Genomic DNA, 21,782 nt, shown 5'->3' with positions numbered 1-21,782 from the left:
AAGCTAAACGTAAGATGGATCACGGAAGGCGGTTAGCCTTCAGCAATGTGGCTGGTCGCCCTCCGATCTGGTAATCATCTCTGCCCAATGGCGTGCGGGATCTGTTAGTTGGCTTGAGCGCCTTCTCAACTAGTCGTGCTTGTAAAAGCACCAAGGAGACTGAAAACGTGACCACCCGTATTGGTATTAACGGCTTTGGCCGTATTGGCCGCAACTACTTCCGCGCCGCACTCGCCCAGGGGGCGGACCTCGAGATCGTTGCAGTCAACGACCTCACCAGCCCGGAAGCACTGGCGCACCTCTTCAAATACGATTCCGTCGGCGGCCGTCTGGCCCAGACCATCGAAGTCAAGGACGGCAACATCGTCGTCGACGGCAAGACCGTTAAGGTCCTCGCCGAGCGCGACCCCGCCAAGCTGCCCTGGGGCGAGCTCGGAGTCGACGTTGTGATCGAGTCCACCGGTTTCTTCACCAAGGCCGCCGATGCGCAGAAGCACATCGATGCCGGCGCCAAGAAGGTCCTGATTTCCGCCCCCGCCTCGGACGAGGACATCACGATCGTGATGGGTGTGAACGAAGGGCTTTACGACCCGGCCGCTCACCACATCATTTCCAACGCCTCCTGCACCACCAACTGCCTCGGCCCGCTCGCCAAGGTGCTCAACGACGCCTTTGGCATCGAGCGCGGCCTGATGACCACCATCCACGCATACACCGCTGACCAGAACCTGCAGGACGGCCCGCACAAGGACCTCCGCCGTGCCCGTGCCGCAGCCATCAACATGGTTCCCACCTCCACCGGCGCGGCCAAGGCAATCGGACTGGTCCTGCCCGAACTCAAGGGCAAGCTCGACGGCTACGCCATCCGCGTGCCGGTCCCTACCGGCTCCGCAACCGACCTGACCGTTATTGTGTCGCGAGAGACGACCGTCGAGGAAGTCAACGCCGCGCTCAAGGCCGCGTCCGAAACTCCCGAACTCAAGGGCCTGCTGACCTACACCGACGAGCCGATTGTCTCCTCCGACATCGTCGGCGACCCGGCATCCTCCATCTTCGACTCCGGGCTCACCAAAGTGATCGGCAACCAGGTCAAGGTTGTTTCCTGGTACGACAACGAGTGGGGCTACTCCAACCGCCTCGTGGACCTCACGGAGCTCGTCGCAGCCAAGCTGGGCTAGGGTAAGACTCATGACATTCCACACCCTCAACGAACTGATCGCTGATGGTGTCCGCGGGCGGTACGTTCTGGTCAGAAGTGACCTGAACGTACCGCTCGACGGCTCTTCAGTCACTGACGACGGCCGCATCAAGGCCTCCCTCCCAGTGCTGGCGAAGCTCACGGATGCCGGTGCCCGCGTGCTGGTTACAGCCCACCTCGGCCGCCCCAAGGGCGCCCCCGAGGACAAGTTCTCACTCAAGCCAGCTGTCGCGCGGCTTGCCGAACTCGCCTCCTTCAAGGTCTCCCTTGCAGGGGACACCGTCGGCAGTTCCGCTGCGGCCGGAGCGGCGGCGCTGCAGGACGGCGAGGCCCTGGTCCTGGAGAACGTTCGTTTCGACGCCCGGGAGACGTCAAAGGACGACGTTGAACGGGGCGCATTCGCCGATGAGCTGGTGGCCCTCACCGGATCCCACGGCGCGTTTGTGGACGACGCCTTCGGCGCCGTACACCGCAAGCACGCCAGTGTGTACGACGTCGCGACCCGCCTGCCCTCCTACCAGGGCGACTTGGTCCGCACCGAGGTCGAGGTGCTGCGCAAGCTCACCACCGACACGCAGCGGCCCTACGTCGTTGTGCTGGGCGGTTCCAAGGTCTCGGACAAGCTGGCCGTGATCAACAACCTCATCGGCAAGGCAGACACCATCCTGGTCGGCGGTGGCATGTTGTTCACCTTCCTCGCCGCCGCGGGCCACAAGGTGGCCGGCAGTTTGCTCGAAGAGGACCAGATTCCGGTCGTGCAGGACTATCTGGCGCGCGCAGCGGCCGCCGGGACCGAATTTGTGGTTCCCACCGACGTCGTGGTGGCAAATAAGTTCGCCGCCGACGCCGCGCAGGAGACGGTGCGTGCGGACGCGATGGAAGGCAGCAGCTTCGGCGCGCAGGGCATTGGCCTGGACATCGGTCCGGAATCGTCTGCCGCGTTCGCGGAACGGATCCAGGGCGCCAGGACGGTGTTCTGGAACGGACCCATGGGGGTATTCGAGTTCCCTGCGTTCGCCGCCGGGACACGGGCCGTCGCCGCGGCACTAACCGAAACCGGGGCGTTCACAGTCGTCGGCGGCGGCGACTCCGCCGCCGCGGTCCGGACCCTCGGTTTCGCCGATGATCAGTTTGGGCACATTTCCACCGGCGGCGGCGCCAGCCTGGAGTACCTTGAAGGCAAGGAACTTCCCGGCCTGAGCGTCCTGGACCGCTAAATCCTCCAGCCGGCAGGGCCCCTTCTCAAAGGACGGGCGCCCTGCCGGCTGTTTCACTGCTACGAACTTTTTGGAGACCACGTGACTACGTCAAGCAACGGAAAATTCGACCGGACGCCCTTCATCGCTGGCAACTGGAAGATGAACATGGACCACGTCCAGGGCATTACCCTGCTGCAGAAGCTGGCCTGGACCCTCTCGGACGCCAAGCACGACTACAGCCGGGCGGAGGTTGCCGTTTTCCCGCCGTTTACCGACCTTCGCGGTGTCCAGACGCTCGTCCAGGGCGATGAGCTGAAGGTTGTCTACGGTGGCCAGGATCTCTCGCCGGCCGACTCCGGTGCGTACACCGGCGACATTTCCGGGCAGTTCCTCGCCAAGCTTGGCTGCAGCTACGTCCTGGTCGGGCACAGCGAACGCCGCACCATCCACCACGAAGCTGACGAGGTCCTCAACGCGAAGACCAAGGCAGCCTTCCGGCACGGCATTACCCCCGTGCTGTGCGTCGGCGAAGGCCTGGAAATCCGGCAGGCCGGAACGCACGTTGACCACACACTCGCGCAGCTCCGGGCTGGCGTCGAGGGCCTCACCCCCGAGCAGGCCGCGGAACTCGTCGTCGCCTACGAGCCCGTTTGGGCCATCGGAACGGGCGAAGTTGCCGGTCCGGACGACGCGCAGGAAATGTGTGCCGCGATCCGCAGCGAACTGTCCACCCTTTTTGGTGCCGACGTCGCCGCCAAGACCCGGCTGCTTTACGGCGGTTCGGTTAAGGCCAACAACGCTGCCGCCATCATGAAAGAGCACGACGTGGACGGCTTGCTTGTTGGCGGCGCCAGCCTGGATGCCGCCGAGTTTGCTAATATTGTCAGGTTCGAGAGTCACCTGCTGACGGATTAGTCCGGACACCATCGTGGCCCCCGCAATCCAAATCTTCTGAAAGGCCGTCGTGGACGTTCTTCATGTCATTCTGCAGGTCCTCCTGGGCATCACCAGCCTGCTGCTGACCTTGCTCATCCTGCTGCATAAGGGTCGCGGTGGCGGCCTGTCCGACATGTTCGGCGGCGGCATGACCTCCGGCCTCAGCTCCTCCGGCGTCGCCGAACGGAACCTGAACCGCTTTACGGTCATCCTTGGCATCACCTGGGGCATTGTGATCATCGGGCTGGGTCTGCTGATGCGTTTCAGCGGTGCCGGCGACTCCTGACCCAACGGCCGAAAACTCAATAACGGGTCCTCTGGCCCTCCCGGCATCGGGAGCTCACCAACTACACTGTGGCTGATTGCATGCGCATTCCGTCCCTCGAGTAGCCAGGAGCTCCCGATGCTTCATTCTGCCTCCGGGTTCCGGGGAACCCGGGTAGGTGCCACAGAAGGGGCTCCAGCACGCCACGAGCCGCCTGCCAGCGCGGCCGCCCGGATACCACGCACCCGGTTCTCCTACCGTTGCGCCAAGGGCCACGAGACTGCACTGGTTTTCGCGCAGCTGCCCGACGAGCAGATCCCCGGTGTCTGGGACTGCCGGCACTGCGGCGGAACCGCAACCCGGGACGAAACCCAATTCTCACTCGATGACGTCCCGGCGGAAGGCTACAAGAGCCACCTCGAATACGTTAAAGAACGGCGCTCCAGCCAAGACGCCGAGGACGTCCTGGCCGGAGCGCTGGAGCGGCTGCGCGCCAGCCGATCCTTCCCGCCAGGATAGATTGGCAGGATAGGCGGTGGAAGAGAGCGGCCTAGGCCTTGCGCACCAACTGTTCCGGAACGTGCGAGGCCGCATTTTCGTCGATCAGCCACAGCGTCTCGTCCCGGCCCCTTGGACCTGCCGCCGGCACCTGTACCGGGTTGGCTCCGGCAAGGGCCAGTCCGACCGCACCGGCTTTGTCCTCGCCGGCAACGACCATCCAAATTTCCAGTGCCGTGTTAATGGCCGGCAGCGTCAGCGACACCCGCATCGGCGGCGGCTTGGGGGAGTTGCGGACCCCCACCACCGTCAGTTGCTTCTCCCTGACGCCGGCCTGTTCGGGGAACAGCGAGGCGACGTGCGCGTCCGGACCCACGCCGAGGAGCACGATGTCGAAGCGGGGGAGGACCCCGGGCCGCTCCGGCCGGTCGTCGGACATGTCCGCGGCGTGTTCCGCAGCCGCGGCCGCGGCCAGACGGCGGGAATAGTCCGCGGCAGCCTCTTCCGGAGTGTCAAAGTCCGCGGTGGAACCGGGGGTGTGGATTCGCTCCGGATCGGCGTTGATATGGGAGAGCAACGCATCGCGGGCCTGTCGGGCGTTGCGTTCAGGGTCCTCGGCTGCGAGGAACCGCTCATCACCCCACCAGAAATTGACCTTCGACCAGTCCACGGCGGGCGCAGCAGGCGACTCGGCGACTGCCTTGAGCGACCCGATGCCCATCGAGCCACCGGTCAGCACCACCGTCGCTTCGCCGTGTTTGTCCTGAATGTCCACGAGCTTGGTGATCAGGCGGGCCGCGATGGCGGCCATCAGAACGGTCGAGTCGGGATGGATGCTTACTCTGGGCTCAGCGCTCACTGGGACGGACACTCCTTAAGTTGGTACGTGGCAGTCCAATAGTAATCACTTCACCAAACACTTCGTCCGGATCGAGCCGACGCAGCTCCTCGGCCAGGCAGTCCTTCAGGCTGCGGCGCGGAAGGGAGATGCGCTGCACCGGCTGGCCCGGCTGGCTCAGTTCCGCCACTGTCTGCCCGGGCCGGAACAGCTGCACGTCCCCGCTGGACCGGGTCAGCCGGACACGCCGGATTCCGGTGCCGGCCGGGTCAGCGACAATTGTCACCGGGGCATCCAGTGCCAGCGTCAGCCATGCGGCGAGCAGGATAGTACTGGGGGAGTCCGAGGCGCCTTCGACGGCGACGGCCGTGACCGGTGAGCTGTCCACCTGGTCCAGGACCGCCGCCAGCTGGATTCGCCAGTTGGTCAGGCGCGTCCAGGCGAGATCCGTATCACCGGCTTTATAGGTGCGGCGGACGTTCTCGAGGGCCCGCTGCGGGTCCGCCTCGTTGCCCGAGTCCGTGATGCGCCGGTGCGCGATCCGGCCGATGGACGTCTCGCACGCATTCTTCGGGGCACCGTGCGGCCACCAGGCTACAATCGGCGCGTCCGGCAGCAGCAGCGCCGCAACGAGCGATTCGCTTTCCTCCGCGAGTTCGCCGTAACCGCGGAGCAAAATAACCTCGGATGCGCCGGCGTCACCGCCCACCCGGATCTGCGCGTCGAGCCGGGTGGGAGCCTTGGCGCCAGCGTCGGCAAGGACGATGATCCGGCAGGGGTGCTCGCGGCTGGCCTCATTGGCGGCTTCGATAGCCTCCTCCTCGAGCCCGGACTTGGTGACGACCACCAGGGTCAGTACCCGTCCCAGGGCGATCACGCCGCCCTGCTCACGCAGTGCCGTGATCTTCTTGGAGATCTTCGAGGTGGTGGTGTCGGGAAGATCTACGATCATGGCCTTCTCCAGGTTCGTCCGTCGCGGGCAAGCAGCTGGTCGGCGGAAGCCGGCCCCCAGCTTCCGGGGGCGTACGGTTCCGGTTGTTCAGGCAGGGACGCCCAGTATTCCTCGAACGGGTCCAGGATCTTCCAGGACAGCTCGACTTCCGCGTGGCGGGGAAAGAGCGGCGGTTCACCAAGCAGCACGTCAAGGATCAGCCGTTCGTAGGCCTCGGGGCTGGACTCGGTGAAGGAGTGGCCGTAGCCGAAGTCCATCGTGACGTCCCGGACCTCCATCTGCGTGCCCGGCACCTTGGAGCCGAACCGGATGGTGGCGCCCTCGTCGGGTTGGACCCGGATCACCACGGCGTTCTGGCCGAAGTCGTCCTCACCGTGGTCGGTGAAGAGCAGGTTCGGTGCGCGCTTGAGCACCACAGCGATCTCGGTCACCCGGCGGCCCAGCCTTTTGCCGGCGCGAAGGTAGAACGGCACTCCCGCCCAGCGCCGGGTGTTGATGTCGACCCGGATCGCGGCGAAGGTCTCCGTTTTGGAGTCCGCCGGGATGCCTTCTTCCTCCAGATAGCCAACAACTTGCTCGCCGCCCTGCCAGCCGCCGGTGAATTGCCCTCGGGCCGAGTGGGTGGACAGGTCTGCGGGGAGCCGGACCGCTGCAAGGACCTTCTCTTTTTCCGCGCGCAGGTCATCGGCGTTGAATGAAATCGGCTCTTCCATTGCGGTGAGCGCCAGGAGCTGCAGCAGGTGGTTCTGGAGGACGTCGCGGGCTGCGCCGACACCGTCGTAGTAGCCCGCCCGGCCACCGGTGCCGATGTCCTCGGCCATGGTGATCTGGACGTGGTCGACGTAGTTGGCGTTCCAGAGCGGTTCGAAGAGCTGGTTGGCGAAGCGCAGTGCCAGAATGTTCTGCACCGTCTCCTTGCCCAGATAGTGGTCGATCCGGAAAACGGAATCGGGCGGGAAGACGGATTCCACGATGTTGTTGAGCTGGCGTGCCGATTCCAAGTTGTGGCCGAACGGCTTTTCGATCACAACGCGCCGCCACTTGTCTCCGGCGGCCTGCGCCAGGCCATGTTTGGACAGCTGCCGGCACACCAGTTCGAAGGCGTTCGGGGGGATGGAGAGGTAGAACGCGTGGTTGCCGCGGGTTCCGCGCTGTTCGTCGAGTTCGTCGATGGTTTCACTGAGGCGCTTAAACGCTTCGTCGTCGTCGAACTCGCCCTGCACAAAACGGATGCCCTCGGACAGTTGGGTCCACACGGTCTCATCAAACGGGGTGCGGGCGTAAGCCTTCACCGCCGTCTTCACCTCGGCGGCGAAGTCCTCATTCTCCCAGTTCCGCCGCGCAAAACCGACGAGCGCGAAACTGGGCGGGAGCAGCCCGCGGTTGGCCAGGTCGTAGACGGCCGGCATGAGCTTTTTACGGGCGAGGTCTCCCGTGACCCCGAACAGGACCAGCGACGACGGTCCGGCAATACGGTTCAGGCGCCGGTCCCTCGGGTCCCGGAGCGGGTTCCGCCCCCGGCCCGTGGAATTGCGGTTGCCGTTGTGGTTTTCTGGCATGGTTGGGTGGGTGCCTTAGCTTTCGGTGGAGGGGACTGCCTGGCCGGCCAGCGCCGCAACGATTTCCCGCAACTGGCAGACGCCTGCGGCGCGGTCCGTGAGGTGCAGGCGCAGGACCGGGCGGCCGTGTTCCGAGAGGACTTGCGCATCGCCGGCGGCTTGGGCCGAGATCAACTCCCCGAAGCTGAAAGGCCGATCCGGGATGGCCAGGTCGGTGGCTGCCGCTGCGCTCACCTGCAGGAAGACACCGATCGCGGGTCCGCCCTTATGGAACTGCCCGGTCGAGTGCAGGAACCGCGGGCCCCAGCCGAACGTCACGGGGCGGCGGGTGACGGCTGCCAGTTGGTCCCGGACGTCCTCAAGGGGTGCGTAGGCGAGTCGGTCAAAGTAGGCCTGGACACTGAGGTAGCTGTCCGGCTCCAGTTCGCCGAGCAGCGCACTGAGAGCGCCGGCAGCGGTTCGGGCGCCGCCAAGCCAGGAACCTCCGCGGACCTCGATAGCACCGTCGGTAAAGGCCGCCGGCGTCGGCTCCGGCTGCGCGTCAAGGAGGCCGCGGGCGGCCACCTTGGCAGCTTCGACGTCAGGCTGGTCAAAGGGGTTGATCCCGAGGAGGCGCCCGGCGACAGCCGTGGCGAACTCCCACGTCATCATTTGGGTGGGCAGGCCGCCGGCAATCGCAACCTCGTTCTCACCGAGGTCGACGTCGGCATCGGCCGCCACAAGGCGGATGACGAGGACGTCCGCGGCGCCGAGGGTCGCTTCCGGGGAAGACGGTCCGGCGACAACCGGCAACACGCCGGTGCCGAGTTTGCCGGTGGACTCGGCGATGAGCTGTTCGGCCCAGTCCGCGAAGCCCTTGATCCCCGAGCCGTCCTCGGCAATAACGATCTTGTTGCGCAGCGGCTTGGTGCCGCCCAGCGCGGCGCCGAGGGCCAGACCGATGTTTTCCCCGCCGTCCTCGTTGAGGACCTCGGCGGCTTCCTCCGCTTCGTCCAGGAAAGCCTGGATATCCACCCCGGCAAGGCCGGACGGAACCATCCCGAACGCAGTAAGCGCCGAGTAGCGGCCGCCGACGTTTGGGTCAGCGTTGAATACCGCGCGGTACCCGGCCTCGCGGGAGGCCTTGTCCAGCGGGGATCCCGGATCGGTGACGATGATGATCCGGCTCTTCGCGTCGAGTCCGGCCGCGGTGAAGGCATGCTCGAAAATCCGGCGCTGGGAATCCGTCTCCAAGGTGGATCCGGACTTCGAGGACACCACAACAGCGGTTTCGGCCAGCCGGTCCGCCAGCGCGGCGGAGACCTGTTCCGGATCGGTGCTGTCCAGGACGGTCAGCTCGACGCCGGCGGTTCCGGCGATGACCTCCGGGGCCAGCGAGGAACCGCCCATGCCGCAGAGCACGATCCGGCGGACACCTTCGGCGCGCAGTGCGTCACGCAGGGCCAGGATGTCCGCCACCAGGGACTGGGAGACCGTGGCCGCCTCGACCCAGCCGAGCCGGACGGAAGCCTCGGCTTCGGCCTCGGAACCCCACAGCGTGGGGTCCTTGGCGAAGATCCGGGTGGCGACCTTGTCCGCCAGCAGGGCAGGCAGGTGCTGTTCGTGGGCGAGGCGGGCGGCGCCCGTGGCGTCGTAGCTGAGTGTGGTCATGGGACTAAGCGTCCTTCCGTGCAGCGGCGAGGGCGACCCCGACGTCGGCCAGCAGTTCCTTCCAGCTTGCCACGAACTTGTCGAGGCCTTCGGTTTCGAGGGTCGCGACGACTTCGTTATAGGAAATGCCGAGGGCATCGAGTGCATTCAGCGTGGCGTTGGCGTCGTCGTAGCCGCGGCTGATCGTGTCCCCCGTGACGGCGCCGTGGTCGAAGGTCGCGTCGAGGGTCTTCTCCGGCATGGTGTTCACAACGCCGGGGGCCACAAGCCCGGTGACGTAAAGGGTGTCGGGGTAGGCAGGATCCTTGACTCCGGTGGAGGCCCACAGCGGGCGCTGCGGGCGGGCCCCGGCGACGGCCAGGAGGCCCCAGCGTTCGGTGGAAAAGAGCTCTTCGTAAACCTGGTAGGCAAGGCGGGCGTTGGCCAGGCCGGCTTTGCCCTTGAGGGCCCGGGATTCGTCGGTGCCGATCGCGTCGAGACGCTTGTCAATCTCGGAGTCGACGCGGGAAACGAAGAACGACGCGACGGAGTGGATCGTGGCGATGTCGTGGCCGTTGCCTTTGGCTTGTTCAAGGCCGGTCTGGAAGGCGTTGATGACGGCACGGTAGCGCTCCAGCGAGAAGATCAGCGTGACGTTGACGCTGATGCCGGCCGCCAGGGTGGCCGTGATTGCTTCGAGGCCTTCGAGGGTCGCGGGGATCTTGATCAGGACGTTGTCCTTGTTGACCCGGGCGTAGAGTTCCTTGGCTTCGGTGATCGTACCGGCGGTGTCCCAGGCCAGACGCGGGTCCACCTCGATGGACACACGCCCGTCGATGCCGTTGCTGGCAGCCGCCACCGGGGCGAAGAGCTCGCACGCGTCGGCGACGTCGGTTGTGGTGATGGCGAAGACGGTGTCCTCAACGCTGGCCCCGGCCGCGGCCTGGGCGGCGATGACGGCGTCGTAGTCGTGGCCGGTGGTGATAGCCGCGTGGAAGATCGACGGGTTGGTCGTGACCCCCACGACGTTTTTCTCTTCGATCAGTTTGCGCAGGGTACCGGTATCGAGGCGCCCGCGGGAGAGGTCATCGAGCCAGATGGAGACGCCGGCGTCGGACAGCTGCTGCGTGGGGGAAGAAGCGGGGGTGGTGGTCATATTTCACTCCTGGAGTCTGGGGCCGCCGCCTGTTGGGGCGGCGGCCCGGAAGGTATGAAGTTCGGGTCAGGCCGTGAGGCCGGCGAGGGATTCCTTGGCTGCGGCGGTGACGGCTTCGGCGGTGATGCCGAATTCCTGGAACAGGCGCTTGTAGTCCGCGGAAGCGCCGAAGTGTTCAAGGCTGATGGAACGGCCGGCGTCGCCGACGAACTCCCGCCAGCCCAGGGCAAGCCCGGCCTCGACCGAGACACGTGCTTTTACGGCACTTGGCAGCACGGCTTCACGGTACGCGGGGTCCTGCTGGTTGAACCATTCCACGCACGGCATGGACACGACCCGGGTCGGGATGCCTTCGGCCTGCAGTGCTTCGCGGGCCCGGACGGCGAGTTGGACCTCGGAACCGGTGCCGATCAGGATGACCCGGGCCTGGGCGGTTTGGCCGTTGGCGGAGGCTTCGGCGAGAACGTATCCGCCCTTTGCGACACCGGCGGTTGACGCGAACGTGTCCGCGTCGGCGTCCCCTCCGCCGCGGGCCCAGGTGGGAATGTTCTGACGGGTCAGCACGATCCCGGCCGGGTTCTGGTGGTTTTCGAGCATAACCTTCCAGGCCGCGGCGACCTCGTTCGCGTCGCCCGGGCGGACGACGTCCAGGCCCGGAACGGCACGCAGTGACGCAAGCTGCTCGACCGGCTGGTGGGTCGGACCGTCTTCGCCGAGACCGATTGAGTCGTGCGTCCAGACATACAAGGACGGGACTCCCATCAGCGCACCGAGCCGGATGGCCGGACGCTGGTAGTCGGAGAAGATCAGGAACGTGCCGGAGAACGCCCGGGTCGCCCCGTGCAGGGTGATGCCGTTCACGATCGACGCGGCGGCGTGCTCACGGATCCCGAAGTGCAGGACGCGCCCGTACGGGTTGCCCTTCCACGCGTTTGTGGACCGGGACACCGGGATGAACGACGCGGAGCCTTCAATAGTGGTGTTGTTCGACTCCGCCAGGTCCGCCGAACCGCCCCACAGCTCGGGCATAACCGGGCCGATCGCGTTCAGGACCTTCCCGGATGCGGCCCGGGTTGAAACGTCCTTGCCGGCTTCAAAGACCGGCAGGGAGGCGTCGAAACCGGCCGGGAGTTTACGCGCCTCGACGCGTTCGAGCAGTGCCGCGCCCTCGGGGTTCCCGGCCTGCCACGCCTCGAAGGACGCCTGCCACTCGGAACGGGCCGCGGCGCCGCGGTCTTGCGCTTCCCGGGTGTGCGCCAGGACCTCGTCGTCGACCTGAAACGAGCGCTCCGGGTCGAATCCCAGGACTTTCTTCAGGCCCGCGACTTCCTCCGCGCCCAGCGCGGAGCCGTGGATTTTACCGGTGTTCTGCTTTTTCGGTGCCGGGTACCCGATGATGGTGCGCAGCGAGATGATCGAGGGCTTGTCCGTCTGGGCCTTCGCGGCGAGGAGTGCGGCGTGGAGTTCCTGCACGTCCTCCTTGTATTCGCCGGTCCGGGTCCAGTCCACACGCTGGGTGTGCCAGCCGTAGGCCTCGTAGCGGGCCAGGACATCTTCGGTGAAGGCGACGTCGGTATCGTCCTCGATAGAGATGTGGTTCTCGTCATAAATGACAACGAGGTTGCCGAGCTCCTGGTGGCCGGCGAGGGAGGACGCCTCACTGGTCACACCCTCCTGCAGGTCGCCGTCGGAGGCAATAACCCAGATGGTGTGATCAAACGGGCTGGCACCAGCGGGAGCATCAGCATCGAACAACCCGCGCATCCGCCGCTGGGAATAGGCAAAACCCACCGCGGACGCCAGACCCTGACCCAACGGCCCAGTGGTGATCTCCACCCCGGCCGTGTGCTGATATTCCGGGTGGCCCGGCGTCAACGAACCCCAGGTGCGCAACGCCTTCAAATCCTCCAGCTCAAGGCCATACCCGGAAAGGAACAACTGGATATACAAGGTCAGTGAGGTATGCCCGGGGGAGAGCACAAAACGGTCCCGCCCCAACCAGTCAGGTCTCTTCGGATCGTGCCGCATCAACTTCTGGAAGAGAAGGTAGGCGGCAGGCGCCAAACTCATCGCCGTCCCCGGGTGGCCGTTGCCGACCTTCTCCACGGCGTCGGCAGCGAGAACGCGGACAGTGTCCACGGCGCGCTGGTCCAAGCTGGTCCAAGACAGTTCTTGCTCTTCCAAATGTGGCACGAAAACCGGGCCCCTCTCTGTGCTGACGGCGGGTGGTTTGGTCAGTCCCGTCCGGGCACAGTTCGGTGCCCGCTGCGGTACGTACCAGCCGTTCACCATCGAAACGTTGATCTATCATTCAGTCGCGCGTGCAATCGGACATCCGCGGAAACTCCGGACAGGCACTTCAGTCACTGGAACGGACCGTGCAGGGCGTTCCGTGCGCGCTGATCTGCAGACAGCTTAGCCCCATTCCACCCTCGGACGGCCGCGAATCTCACTAAATGGACGGGATTTCCGGTTATATGAATCACGGGCCGCCGCGGCCGCCCGTGAGCCCGCGTTAACCTGTTCGAAACACCCGGGGCTGCCGGCGGCACCGTCGGGACCCGCGCGCCGTGCCGTCACGGTATGATGGATCGTGGCTACCCGTGGGGGTGCGGACGCGCCGGTAGAATGCGCGTGGGCCCCCGCCGACATGCAACCTGTGTTGCGGAAAAGCCGGACTGATCAGCCAGACAGAACAGAGTGACTGCCACCGTGAGCACAACAGATACGCCGCTGAACGCTTCTCCCGTCCGTGGGAGGATCGGCTTTGCCCGCAAAGCCAAGGCCTATTTGTCGCTCACAAAACCCCGCGTCGTCGAGTTGCTGCTGGTCAGCACCCTGCCGACCATGATCTACGCCGAACGCGGCTTCCCGTCGATCGGCCTGATCCTGGCAACGCTCGTAGGCGGCGCATTCGCCGCGGGCAGCGCAGGTTCCTTCAACTGCTACATCGACCGCGACATCGATAAACTGATGCACCGCACCGAGAACCGGCCGCTCGTCACGGGGGAGGTCACCCCGCGGGAGGCCTTGGTCTTCTCCTGGCTGTTGGGCGCCGCAGCGATCGTCATCCTCTGGTTCGGCGCCAATCCGCTCGCGGCCTGGCTCGGGCTTGGTGCAATTGTCTTTTATGTCGTTATCTACACCATGATCCTCAAACGCCGCACGGCCCAGAACATCGTCTGGGGCGGCGCGGCCGGCTGCTTCCCCGTGCTCATTGCCTGGGCTGCGGTGACGAACACGGTGCAGTGGCCTGCCGTTGTGCTCTTTATGGTCATCTTCCTGTGGACGCCGCCGCATTATTGGCCGCTGTCCATGCGCTACGGCGAGGACTACCGCAACGCCAACGTTCCGATGCTCGGCGCGATCGCCGGTGCGAAGGTGGTCTCGGTGCAGGTGGTCCTGTACGCCTGGGCCATGGTGGCATGCTCGCTGCTGCTGGTCCCGGCCGGCGGCGCCGGCTGGGTCTACACGGTGACGGCGGTCCTCGCGGGGGCGTGGTTCCTTTACGAATCGCACTCACTGCACAACCGGGCGCAGGCCGGGGACGTGTCCAACAAGAGTGCCATGAAGGTCTTCCACGGTTCAATCAGCTACCTGACCCTGCTTTTTATCGCCGTCGCGGTCGATCCGTTCATCGGCCCGGCGATCATGGGCCGCTAGCCGCCACACATCCTGACCTCCGCTTGACCTCCGTAACAACAACGCGGGGTCACCTGCCGCCCATCCCGGGCGGCAGGTGACCCCGCGTTGTTTGTGTGGTGAATTGTTACTTCAGCGGGCTGCTGCGGGCGAGGTCGGCGGCGTTGGTTGCCGCGCTCATCAGTAGGGCAGACCCGAGCATGTGTGCGGCGACCAGCAGCGCCGGGATGCCGTTGTAATACTGGGTGAAGCCGATGGCGGCCTGCAGCACGGTGACGCCGAGGAGCGTCACGACGGCGGTGCGGAAGGGTCCGGTGATCCGGTCCCTAACGATGAGGTACAGCGCGATCAGGGCACCGGCGGTCACCAGGTAGGCCGGAACAGCATGAATGTGTGCGAACAGGTCCCAATCCAGGTCGTTGCGCGGGGCGTCCGCGTCGCCCGCGTGCGGGCCCGCGCCGGTAACCACCACGCCCAGACAGACTGCAACGGCGGATAGCATTGCGACGGCAATCATCAGCGGGCGGGTGGCCCCCGGAAGCGCCACCAGCACTGCCACCTGGAATTTTCCCGTCCGCCCGTAGGCGCGGTTAACCAATAGGGTTGCGAGGACCACGAGTGCCATGGAGACCAGGAAGTGCAGGCCAACCACCCAGGGGTTCAGCTGGGTCAGGACTGTGATGCCGCCGATGATTGCCTGTGCCGGGATGCTGGCGAGCAGCCCGAGGGCCAGCAGGAAGAGGTCGCGGCGTTCCTTGCGGAGCTTCCACAAATACACCAGCATGGCTACCGCGACCGCAGCCAGTGCGAAGGTCAGGAGCCGGTTGCCGAATTCAATGATGCCGTGGATGCCCATTTCCGGGGTGTTCACAAGCGAAGAATCCGTGCAGCGCGGCCACGTCGGGCAACCCAGTCCCGACGCCGTGAGGCGGACCGCGCCGCCGGTCACGATCAGGAGGGTCTGGCCGATGAGGGACAGCACCGCCAGCCGCTTTACCGTCGCGTTAACGGTGTCGGGCAGCCAGGCGATAACCCGGGCGGCGGTTCGGGGCAGGCGGGAGTCCGTGCTCACAGTTTTCTCAATTCCATTTGAACCAACGGGTTGCTGCGCCGCCGGCGATCGCCGTCCAGAGCAGCAGGACAATTACGGGCGCGGGGTTGACACTGCCGGAAAGAAACGCATCCCTTAGAGCCTGTCCGAGGGCGCCGGAGGGCAGGTAGTGCACGATCGCCTGCGCCAAGACGGGCAGCCGTTCGGCCGGGATCACAATCCCCCCGAGGGCACCGAGCAGGATCCAGAGCAGATTGGTGATCGCGAGGGTCGCCTCCGGCCGGACCGTCCCGGCGACCAGCAGGCCCAGGGCGCTAAAGGACGCAGCCCCGAGCACCAGCACAGCCAGACCCGGGGCCCAGCCCAGCAGATTCGGTTGCCAGCCAAGCATCAAGGCCACTGCGGTGACGACCAGGACCTGCAGGGTCAGGACCACCAGGACCGCGAGGACCTTACCGGCTATCAGACCGGTTCGGCCCAGCGGAGTGGTGGAGAGAAATCGGAGTACACCGTAGCGGCGGTCAAACCCGGTCGAGATGCCCTGGCCGGTGAAGGCTGTGGACATGGCGCACAGCGCGAGGATGCCCGGCACTGCGACATTGATCCGGCTCGCGCCGAATCCGTCCAGCAACGGTGTTACGGTCAGGCCCACCATGGCCAGCAGCGGCAGCACTATCGCCAGGATCAGCTGTTCGCCGTTCCGGAGCATGGTGACGGTCTCGTACCGTCCCTGCAGGAGGATGCGGCGAAGCAGCGGTGCGGGGGCGCTCCCCAGCTGACCGGCCGGCGAGACGGTGCCCGGCGGAACGCTCCCCAGTGACGTACTGCCGGCGGCGGAACTTTCGCGGGTCATCGGACTTCCCTTCCGGAAATGTCGAGGAAAACGTCCTCGAGGCTGCGCGCTTCCAGGCGCAGCGAGCGTGGCATGATTCCCCGGCCGGCCCACCATGCGGTGATCGCCGCGAGGTCCTCGGCGGTCAGCGCACCCGTCGCGGCATAGCTGCCGGCCCGCGTTTCGGTGACGCTGACGCCACCCCGCAGCACACCGGTGAAATCCAGTCCGGGCTCGGTCTCGAACAGCAGCGTTCGGATGTGCTGCTCGCCGGCGCCTGCCGGGAGGGGGTGCTGCAGGAGTTCTGCAACCGTCCCCTCGGCAACGTTGCGGCCGGCGTCGATGATGTAGACGTAGTCGGCAAGCCGCTGGGCGTCGTCCATGAGGTGGGTGGTCAGGACGATTCCCATCCCGAGGTTCCGGAGTTCGGAGATGAGCTCGAACACCAGCTGGCGCGACTGCGGGTCCAGGCCGGCACTTGGCTCGTCCAGGAACAGGACTTCGGGATTGCCCACAAGGGCGGCGGCAAGAGCAAGCCGCTGTTTCTGCCCGCCCGAGAGCCGCCGCACCGACGTCCGGCTGAAAGCGTCAATGCCGAGGCGTTCAATAAGTTCCCCGACCGGGCGCGGGTTCTGGTACATGCCGGCGATATGCCTGAGCAGCGGGATGGGCCGGGCCGAGGGCGGCAGGCCGCCGTCCTGCAGCATCACTCCTACGCGGGCGCGCAGGCGGGCCCCCGCCGTGTCCGGGTCCTCGCCGAGCAGGCTGATGTTTCCCTGGGTGCGCTTCTGCAGCCCCTGGGCGCATTCGATCGTAGTGGTCTTACCGGCCCCGTTGGCCCCCAGCAGTGCCGTGACCTGTCCGCGTTCGGCGACAAGGGAGATCCCGCTGACCACCCGCAGCATTTTACCGTCGAGGGTGGGGAGTGGGCCAACATCCTTGACGAGGCCGCTGATGGTCAGGACGGGGGATTGGGGGGATCGCACCAGAACATTCTACGGGATGTAGTAGCCCGCATTCCGGCCGTCAGCCGGGGTGCGAAGGCGGGCTGCTGGCGCCGGCCGGCGCACAGCATCAGCGGGGATAGTCCTGCCTTACTGGATCGGGGGACTAAATTACGACATTATTGTGTTGTGTATTCCATGAGCCCACCCCAGTCTGTTGGCCCTGCCGGGCGAACAAGCCTCCCGCGCACGGTGCCAAGGGCATCGTCCGGGTCCGTGGCGGCCGATGCGTCAGTTGCTTTTCCGGCGGCGGATGCCGAAGAGCGCACCCGGGACCGGGTGCTGAATGCCGTGCTCGAACACGGCCCCATCAGCGCAACTGAACTCGGGGATCTGCTGGGGTTCACGTCCGCGGCGGTACGACGGCACCTGGACCACCTCTCCAGCGGTGGCGTGATCGAAGTTAAGCGGGCGGCCCGCTCCGGAGCGGGGGCAGGGCGTCCGGCGCGCCGTTACGTCCTCAGTTCACAGGGCCAGCAAACACTCGGAAACGACTACCTCGACATCGCTTCCCTGGCGCTGCGGCGCCTGGGCGAAATGGCGGGCCCTGAGGCCGTGCGGCAGTTCGCCGTCGAGCGTTTCGGCGAAATGGAGCGCCGCTACGCGCCCGAGATTGAGGCGGCCGGGCAGGACATCACTGCCCGGGCCCAGGCGCTTTCGGAGGCGCTGAGCCGCGACGGGTTCGTGGCCTCCACTGCGTCGATCGAGGCGCGGGCGCCGCTGCCGGCGGCTCTCTCCAGCGTGCAGCTCTGCCAGGGACATTGCCCCATCCAACAGCTCGCCGCGCAGTTCCCGGTGTTCTGCGACGTCGAGACCGACGTGTTTTCCCGGCTGGTGGGCGTTGATGTCCGCCGCTTGTCCACACTGGCCCGCGGCGGCCACGTCTGCACCACCCACATACCTACAGGCCGTCCGGCGGCCACGGTGCCTCACAGCACCGCAACCAACCCGGGCAGCCTGGACGAAGTATCCAACCATCTGCAAGAAAGGCCGTGATGACGGACCAACTATCAGAGAAGAAGGTTGCTGAATCCACTGTGATTTCGGAGATTCTGGAAAAGAATCCCGAGCTCCACGGAATCGGTACCTATGAGTACGGCTGGTCCGACAAGAACGACGTCGGCGCCAACGCCCGCCGGGGCATCAACGAGGACGTCGTCCGCGACATTTCAGCCAAGAAGAACGAGCCGGAATGGATGCTGGACCTGCGCCTCAAGGGTCTGAAGTACTTCGACCGCAAGCCCATGCCAACCTGGGGCGCTGACCTCTCCGGCATTGACTTCGACAACATCAAATACTTCGTGCGGTCCACGGAAAAGCAGGCCAACACCTGGGAAGACCTGCCTGAGGACATCCGGAACACCTACGAGAAGCTGGGTATTCCGGAAGCCGAGCGCAGCCGCCTGGTCTCCGGCGTGGCTGCACAGTACGAGTCCGAGGTTGTCTACCACCAGATCCGCGAGGACCTCGAAGCGCAGGGCGTGATCTTCCTGGACACTGACACCGCGCTGCGCGAGCACCCGGAGATCTTCCAGGAATACTTCGGCACCATCATCCCGGTGGGCGATAACAAGTTCGCGTCGCTGAACACCTCGGTGTGGTCCGGCGGCTCGTTTGTGTACGTTCCCAAGGGCGTCCACGTGGACATCCCCCTGCAGGCCTACTTCCGCATCAACACGGAAAACATGGGCCAGTTTGAGCGCACGCTGATCATCGCGGATGAGGACTCCTACGTCCACTACATCGAAGGCTGCACGGCGCCGATCTACACCTCGGACTCGCTGCACTCCGCAGTAGTGGAAATCATCGTCAAGAAGGGCGCCCGCGTCCGCTACACGACCATCCAAAACTGGTCCACCAACGTGTACAACCTGGTCACCAAGCGCGCCATCTGCGAAGAGGGCGCCACGATGGAGTGGATTGACGGCAACATCGGCTCCAAGGTCACCATGAAGTACCCGGCGGTCTACCTTGTCGGGGAAGGCGCCAAGGGCGAGACCCTCTCGATTGCGTTTGCCGGCGAAGGCCAGCACCAGGACACCGGCTCCAAGATGGTCCACATCGCTCCGAACACGAAAAGCTCGATAGTTTCCAAGTCCGTGGCCCGCGGCGGCGGACGTGCCGCCTACCGCGGTCTGGTCCAGGTCCGCGAGGGCGCGAAGCACTCGGCCAACACCGTCCGCTGCGACGCTCTCCTGGTGGACACCATCAGCCGTTCGGACACGTACCCCTACATCGACATCCGTGAAGATGATGTGACGATGGGGCACGAGGCCACCGTCTCGCGGGTCAGCGAGGAGCAGCTGTTCTACCTGATGTCACGCGGTATGCGCGAAGACGAGGCCATGGCGATGATCGTCCGCGGCTTCATCGAGCCGATTGCCCGTGAGCTGCCGATGGAATACGCCCTCGAGCTGAACCGCCTGATTGAACTGCAGATGGAAGGATCGGTCGGTTAATGACTGACATCACTACTGAAAAAGCCCGCATCGGCGCGCCCTCCGCCCAGCCGTTCATCAACGGTTTCACCGAGGAAGGCGAAAGCCTCTCCCCGCTGAACTCTGCGGAGTCCAAGTCGCCCCTGGCCGGCGAAGCCGTCAAGGCCCACTCGCACGGCGGCGGCGTTGGTATTCCGGACAGCTCGCGCGCCGGGCGCCTGACCTCCTACAAACTGGCGGACTTTAAGCCGCTGACCGGGATGGAAGAAGACTGGCGGTTCACCCCGCTCAAGCGGCTCCGCGGCCTGCACACCGACGTCCTCGACGGCGCTGCGCCGACCGTGAGCGTCACCGCCCCCGAAAGCGTTGTGGTCGAGACCGTCGGCCGTGAGGACCGCCGGATCGGCTCTGCCGCGATCCCCGAGGACCGTGTCTCCGCGAACGCCTGGGAGAATTTCACCGAAGCCACCGTCATTACGGTTCCGGCCGAGGTCCAGGTGGAGGGCGAAGTCAGCGTCCTGCTGACCGGCCAAGGTACCGAAGCTTCCGCGCAGCACCTGGTGATTGTTGCGGAACAGTTCTCCAAGTCCGTGATTGTCCTGGACCACCAGGGCACGGCTGTCGTCTCGGAAAACATCGAGATCCTCGTCGGGGACGGCGCGCAGCTGACGGTCATCTCGCTCCAGGAATGGAACGACGACGCCGTACACGCCTCGTCCCAGCAGGTGAAGCTCGGCCGTGACGCCAAGTTCAAGCACATCGTCGTCAGCCTGGGCGGGGATCTGGTGCGGGTGACGCCGTCGGCCCGCTTCACGGCTCCCGGCGCTGAAGTGGAACTGTTCGGCCTGTATTTCGCCGATGCCGGCCAGCACCTGGAGCAGCGCCTCTTTGTGGACCATGCAGTCGCCAACTGCAAGTCCAACGTGCTTTACAAGGGCGCCCTGCAGGGCCGCAATGCGCACGCCGTCTGGGTGGGTGACGTCCTGATCCGCAAGGAAGCAGAGGGCACCGACACGTACGAGGCCAACCGCAACCTGGTCCTCACCGACGGTGCCCGCGCCGATTCCGTGCCGAACCTGGAAATCGAGACCGGCCTGATTGCCGGGGCCGGACACGCCAGCGCAACCGGAAGGTTCGATGACCAGCACCTGTTCTACCTGATGGCCCGCGGAATTCCGGAAGAGGTGGCCCGCCGTCTGGTGGTCCGCGGCTTCCTGAACGAGATCATCCAGCAGATCCAGGTCCCGGCCATCGAGGAGCGCCTCACGGAAGCCGTCGAGCGCGAACTCGCGGCGACGGAAAACTAAAGCGCAGCACGAGAGAACACGGAAACCAGCAATGACTGAACAGCCACAAGGCGAGCTCGTCTGCAAAGCCAGTGAGATCCAACTCAAGCAGGCGCTGCGGATCCTGGTCGACGACTTCCCCGTCGCGATCGTCAAGGACTCGATGGGGGAGATCCACGCCATCGGTGATACCTGCTCGCACGCGGACATTTCACTCTCCGAGGGTGAGGTGGAGGGCTGCAGGATCGAGTGCTGGGGCCACGGCTCACAGTTCGACCTGCGCAGCGGCGAGCCGCTGCAGCTGCCGGCGTACGACCCTGTTCCTGTCTTTGCCGTCACCGTCCTGGACGACGAGGTCTATGTGGACTTCACCAACGTCCTGAACGGTGCCGAGGCCCCGAACTTCAGCTAGCTGCCTGCAGCCGGCCCCCGCACAAGAAACTTATCGACAAAGAACCGCACAGTGCCACAGGGCACCGTGCAGAGGAGAACAAGGCACATGTCTACTCTTGAGATCAAGGACCTGCACGTCAGCATTGACACCGAGCAGGGCACAAAGGAAATCCTGAAGGGCGTCAGCCTGACAATCCGCACGGGCGAGACCCACGCCATCATGGGCCCGAACGGTTCCGGCAAGTCGACCCTGGCGTCCACCATCGCCGGTCACCCGCGCTACAACGTCACCTCCGGCACCATCACGCTGGACGGCGAGGATGTCCTCACCATGAGCGTCGATGAGCGCGCCCGCGCCGGCGTATTCCTGGCCATGCAGTACCCCGTCGAAGTTCCCGGCGTCAGCATGACGAACTTCCTGCGCACCGCCAAGACCGCGATCGACGGCGAAGCACCCAAGCTGCGGACCTGGACCAAGGACGTCAAGGCTGCCATGGCGCAGCTGCGCATTGACGCCGACTTCACCCAGCGCAACGTCAATGAGGGTTTCTCCGGCGGCGAGAAGAAGCGCGTCGAGATCCTTCAGCTGGAGCTGTTCAAGCCGAAGTTCGCCATCCTGGACGAGACCGACTCCGGCCTCGACGTCGACGCACTGAAGGTTGTCTCCGAAGGCGTCAACCGCGCCCACTCAGAGGGCAAAATGGGCACCTTGCTGATCACGCACTACACCCGGATCCTGCGCTACATCAAGCCGGACTTCGTGCACGTGTTTGTTGACGGCCAGGTTGTCGAAGAGGGCGGCCCGGAGCTCGCCGACCGCCTCGAAGATGAAGGCTACGACCGCTACGCCACCGGCGCAGGAGCGGCCACCATCGCTGCCGCTTCCGCTGCAGCACAGGCCTAGTG

20 protein-coding genes are annotated in these 21,782 nt (G+C 65.4%); 11 read left to right on the top strand and 9 right to left on the bottom strand.

All coding sequences use genetic code 11. The features are described 5' to 3' along the window. Positions 1-167 precede the first annotated feature (167 nt). From gap to QMG72_RS03595, 5 genes are all read left to right on the top strand, one after another. On the top strand, positions 168-1,178 hold the full coding sequence (gap, locus tag QMG72_RS03615) for a type I glyceraldehyde-3-phosphate dehydrogenase (protein ID WP_226774882.1): 1,011 nt from the start codon (positions 168-170) through the stop codon (positions 1,176-1,178). A gap of 10 nt (positions 1,179-1,188) precedes the next feature. Continuing rightward, positions 1,189-2,415: a phosphoglycerate kinase gene (locus QMG72_RS03610; RefSeq protein ID WP_282359944.1), complete on the top strand. Its 1,227-nt coding sequence runs from the start codon at positions 1,189-1,191 to the stop codon at positions 2,413-2,415. Between the two features lie 81 nt (positions 2,416-2,496). Further along, positions 2,497-3,312, top strand: coding sequence for a triose-phosphate isomerase (tpiA, locus tag QMG72_RS03605; protein WP_226774884.1), 816 nt, complete (start codon positions 2,497-2,499; stop codon positions 3,310-3,312). Positions 3,313-3,361: 49 nt separating this feature from the next. Continuing rightward, positions 3,362-3,619, top strand: a complete 258-nt coding sequence (gene secG, locus QMG72_RS03600) for a preprotein translocase subunit SecG (protein WP_226774885.1) — start codon at positions 3,362-3,364, stop codon at positions 3,617-3,619. A gap of 117 nt (positions 3,620-3,736) precedes the next feature. Next, positions 3,737-4,117, top strand: a complete 381-nt coding sequence (locus QMG72_RS03595; RefSeq protein WP_226774886.1) for an RNA polymerase-binding protein RbpA — start codon at positions 3,737-3,739, stop codon at positions 4,115-4,117. Between the two features lie 31 nt (positions 4,118-4,148). Here the strand turns inward: QMG72_RS03595 and pgl are convergent, their stop codons facing one another. From pgl to tkt, 6 genes are all read right to left on the bottom strand, one after another. Continuing rightward, positions 4,149-4,955 (bottom strand): 6-phosphogluconolactonase, encoded by an 807-nt coding sequence (pgl, locus tag QMG72_RS03590; RefSeq protein WP_226774887.1) that lies wholly within the window; start codon positions 4,953-4,955, stop codon positions 4,149-4,151. Next, positions 4,945-5,886: a glucose-6-phosphate dehydrogenase assembly protein OpcA gene (locus QMG72_RS03585; protein ID WP_226774888.1), complete on the bottom strand. Its 942-nt coding sequence runs from the start codon at positions 5,884-5,886 to the stop codon at positions 4,945-4,947. Before QMG72_RS03585 ends, pgl begins: the two co-directional genes overlap by 11 nt. Continuing rightward, entirely contained in the window at positions 5,883-7,445 is a 1,563-nt protein-coding gene (zwf, locus tag QMG72_RS03580; RefSeq protein WP_226774889.1) for a glucose-6-phosphate dehydrogenase, read from the bottom strand. Before zwf ends, QMG72_RS03585 begins: the two co-directional genes overlap by 4 nt. A gap of 15 nt (positions 7,446-7,460) precedes the next feature. Continuing rightward, positions 7,461-9,095 (bottom strand): glucose-6-phosphate isomerase, encoded by a 1,635-nt coding sequence (locus QMG72_RS03575; protein WP_283479671.1) that lies wholly within the window; start codon positions 9,093-9,095, stop codon positions 7,461-7,463. Positions 9,096-9,099: 4 nt separating this feature from the next. After that, positions 9,100-10,230 carry a transaldolase gene (gene tal, locus QMG72_RS03570; RefSeq protein WP_283479669.1) on the bottom strand — a complete coding sequence of 377 codons (1,131 nt, stop codon included), beginning with the start codon at positions 10,228-10,230 and terminating at the stop codon, positions 9,100-9,102. Positions 10,231-10,296: 66 nt separating this feature from the next. Then, positions 10,297-12,414 carry a transketolase gene (tkt, locus tag QMG72_RS03565; RefSeq protein WP_282359979.1) on the bottom strand — a complete coding sequence of 706 codons (2,118 nt, stop codon included), beginning with the start codon at positions 12,412-12,414 and terminating at the stop codon, positions 10,297-10,299. A gap of 516 nt (positions 12,415-12,930) precedes the next feature. Between tkt and QMG72_RS03560 the strand changes: the two genes are divergently transcribed. Then, positions 12,931-13,893, top strand: coding sequence for a heme o synthase (locus QMG72_RS03560; RefSeq protein WP_226774892.1), 963 nt, complete (start codon positions 12,931-12,933; stop codon positions 13,891-13,893). A 106-nt stretch (positions 13,894-13,999) separates the two neighbouring features. Here the strand turns inward: QMG72_RS03560 and QMG72_RS03555 are convergent, their stop codons facing one another. Genes QMG72_RS03555 through QMG72_RS03545 form a run of 3 tightly spaced genes read right to left on the bottom strand, consistent with a single transcriptional unit; the run spans position 14,000 to position 16,741 of the window. Beyond that, positions 14,000-14,944, bottom strand: a complete 945-nt coding sequence (locus QMG72_RS03555; protein ID WP_283479667.1) for a COX15/CtaA family protein — start codon at positions 14,942-14,944, stop codon at positions 14,000-14,002. Positions 14,945-14,951: 7 nt separating this feature from the next. Next, the gene (locus tag QMG72_RS03550) at positions 14,952-15,776 is read right to left on the bottom strand and encodes an ABC transporter permease (RefSeq protein WP_282359940.1); all 825 of its coding nucleotides are present in this window, start codon (positions 15,774-15,776) and stop codon (positions 14,952-14,954) included. Further along, positions 15,773-16,741, bottom strand: coding sequence for an ABC transporter ATP-binding protein (locus QMG72_RS03545; protein WP_226774895.1), 969 nt, complete (start codon positions 16,739-16,741; stop codon positions 15,773-15,775). The genes QMG72_RS03550 and QMG72_RS03545 overlap by 4 nt, the downstream gene beginning before the upstream one ends. A 147-nt stretch (positions 16,742-16,888) precedes the next feature. On the opposite strand from QMG72_RS03545, the gene QMG72_RS03540 reads away from it, so the two are divergent. The 5 genes from QMG72_RS03540 to sufC all read left to right on the top strand — a co-directional run bounded on the left by QMG72_RS03540 (position 16,889) and on the right by sufC (position 21,780). Then, positions 16,889-17,755, top strand: coding sequence for a helix-turn-helix transcriptional regulator (locus QMG72_RS03540; protein WP_502913792.1), 867 nt, complete (start codon positions 16,889-16,891; stop codon positions 17,753-17,755). Further along, positions 17,755-19,218, top strand: a complete 1,464-nt coding sequence (gene sufB / locus QMG72_RS03535; RefSeq protein ID WP_226774897.1) for a Fe-S cluster assembly protein SufB — start codon at positions 17,755-17,757, stop codon at positions 19,216-19,218. Before QMG72_RS03540 ends, sufB begins: the two co-directional genes overlap by 1 nt. Next, on the top strand, positions 19,218-20,504 hold the full coding sequence (gene sufD, locus QMG72_RS03530) for a Fe-S cluster assembly protein SufD (protein ID WP_226774898.1): 1,287 nt from the start codon (positions 19,218-19,220) through the stop codon (positions 20,502-20,504). The genes sufB and sufD overlap by 1 nt, the downstream gene beginning before the upstream one ends. A 31-nt stretch (positions 20,505-20,535) precedes the next feature. Continuing rightward, entirely contained in the window at positions 20,536-20,895 is a 360-nt protein-coding gene (locus QMG72_RS03525) for a non-heme iron oxygenase ferredoxin subunit (RefSeq protein WP_226774899.1), read from the top strand. A gap of 87 nt (positions 20,896-20,982) precedes the next feature. Further along, positions 20,983-21,780: a Fe-S cluster assembly ATPase SufC gene (sufC, locus tag QMG72_RS03520; protein ID WP_226774900.1), complete on the top strand. Its 798-nt coding sequence runs from the start codon at positions 20,983-20,985 to the stop codon at positions 21,778-21,780. Positions 21,781-21,782 lie beyond the last annotated feature (2 nt).

The sequence above is a fragment of the Pseudarthrobacter sp. PH31-O2 genome (genome assembly GCF_030063265.1).
Classification (GTDB): Bacteria; Actinomycetota; Actinomycetes; order Actinomycetales; family Micrococcaceae; genus Arthrobacter.
This window is presented reverse-complemented; position numbering and strand designations above follow the sequence as displayed.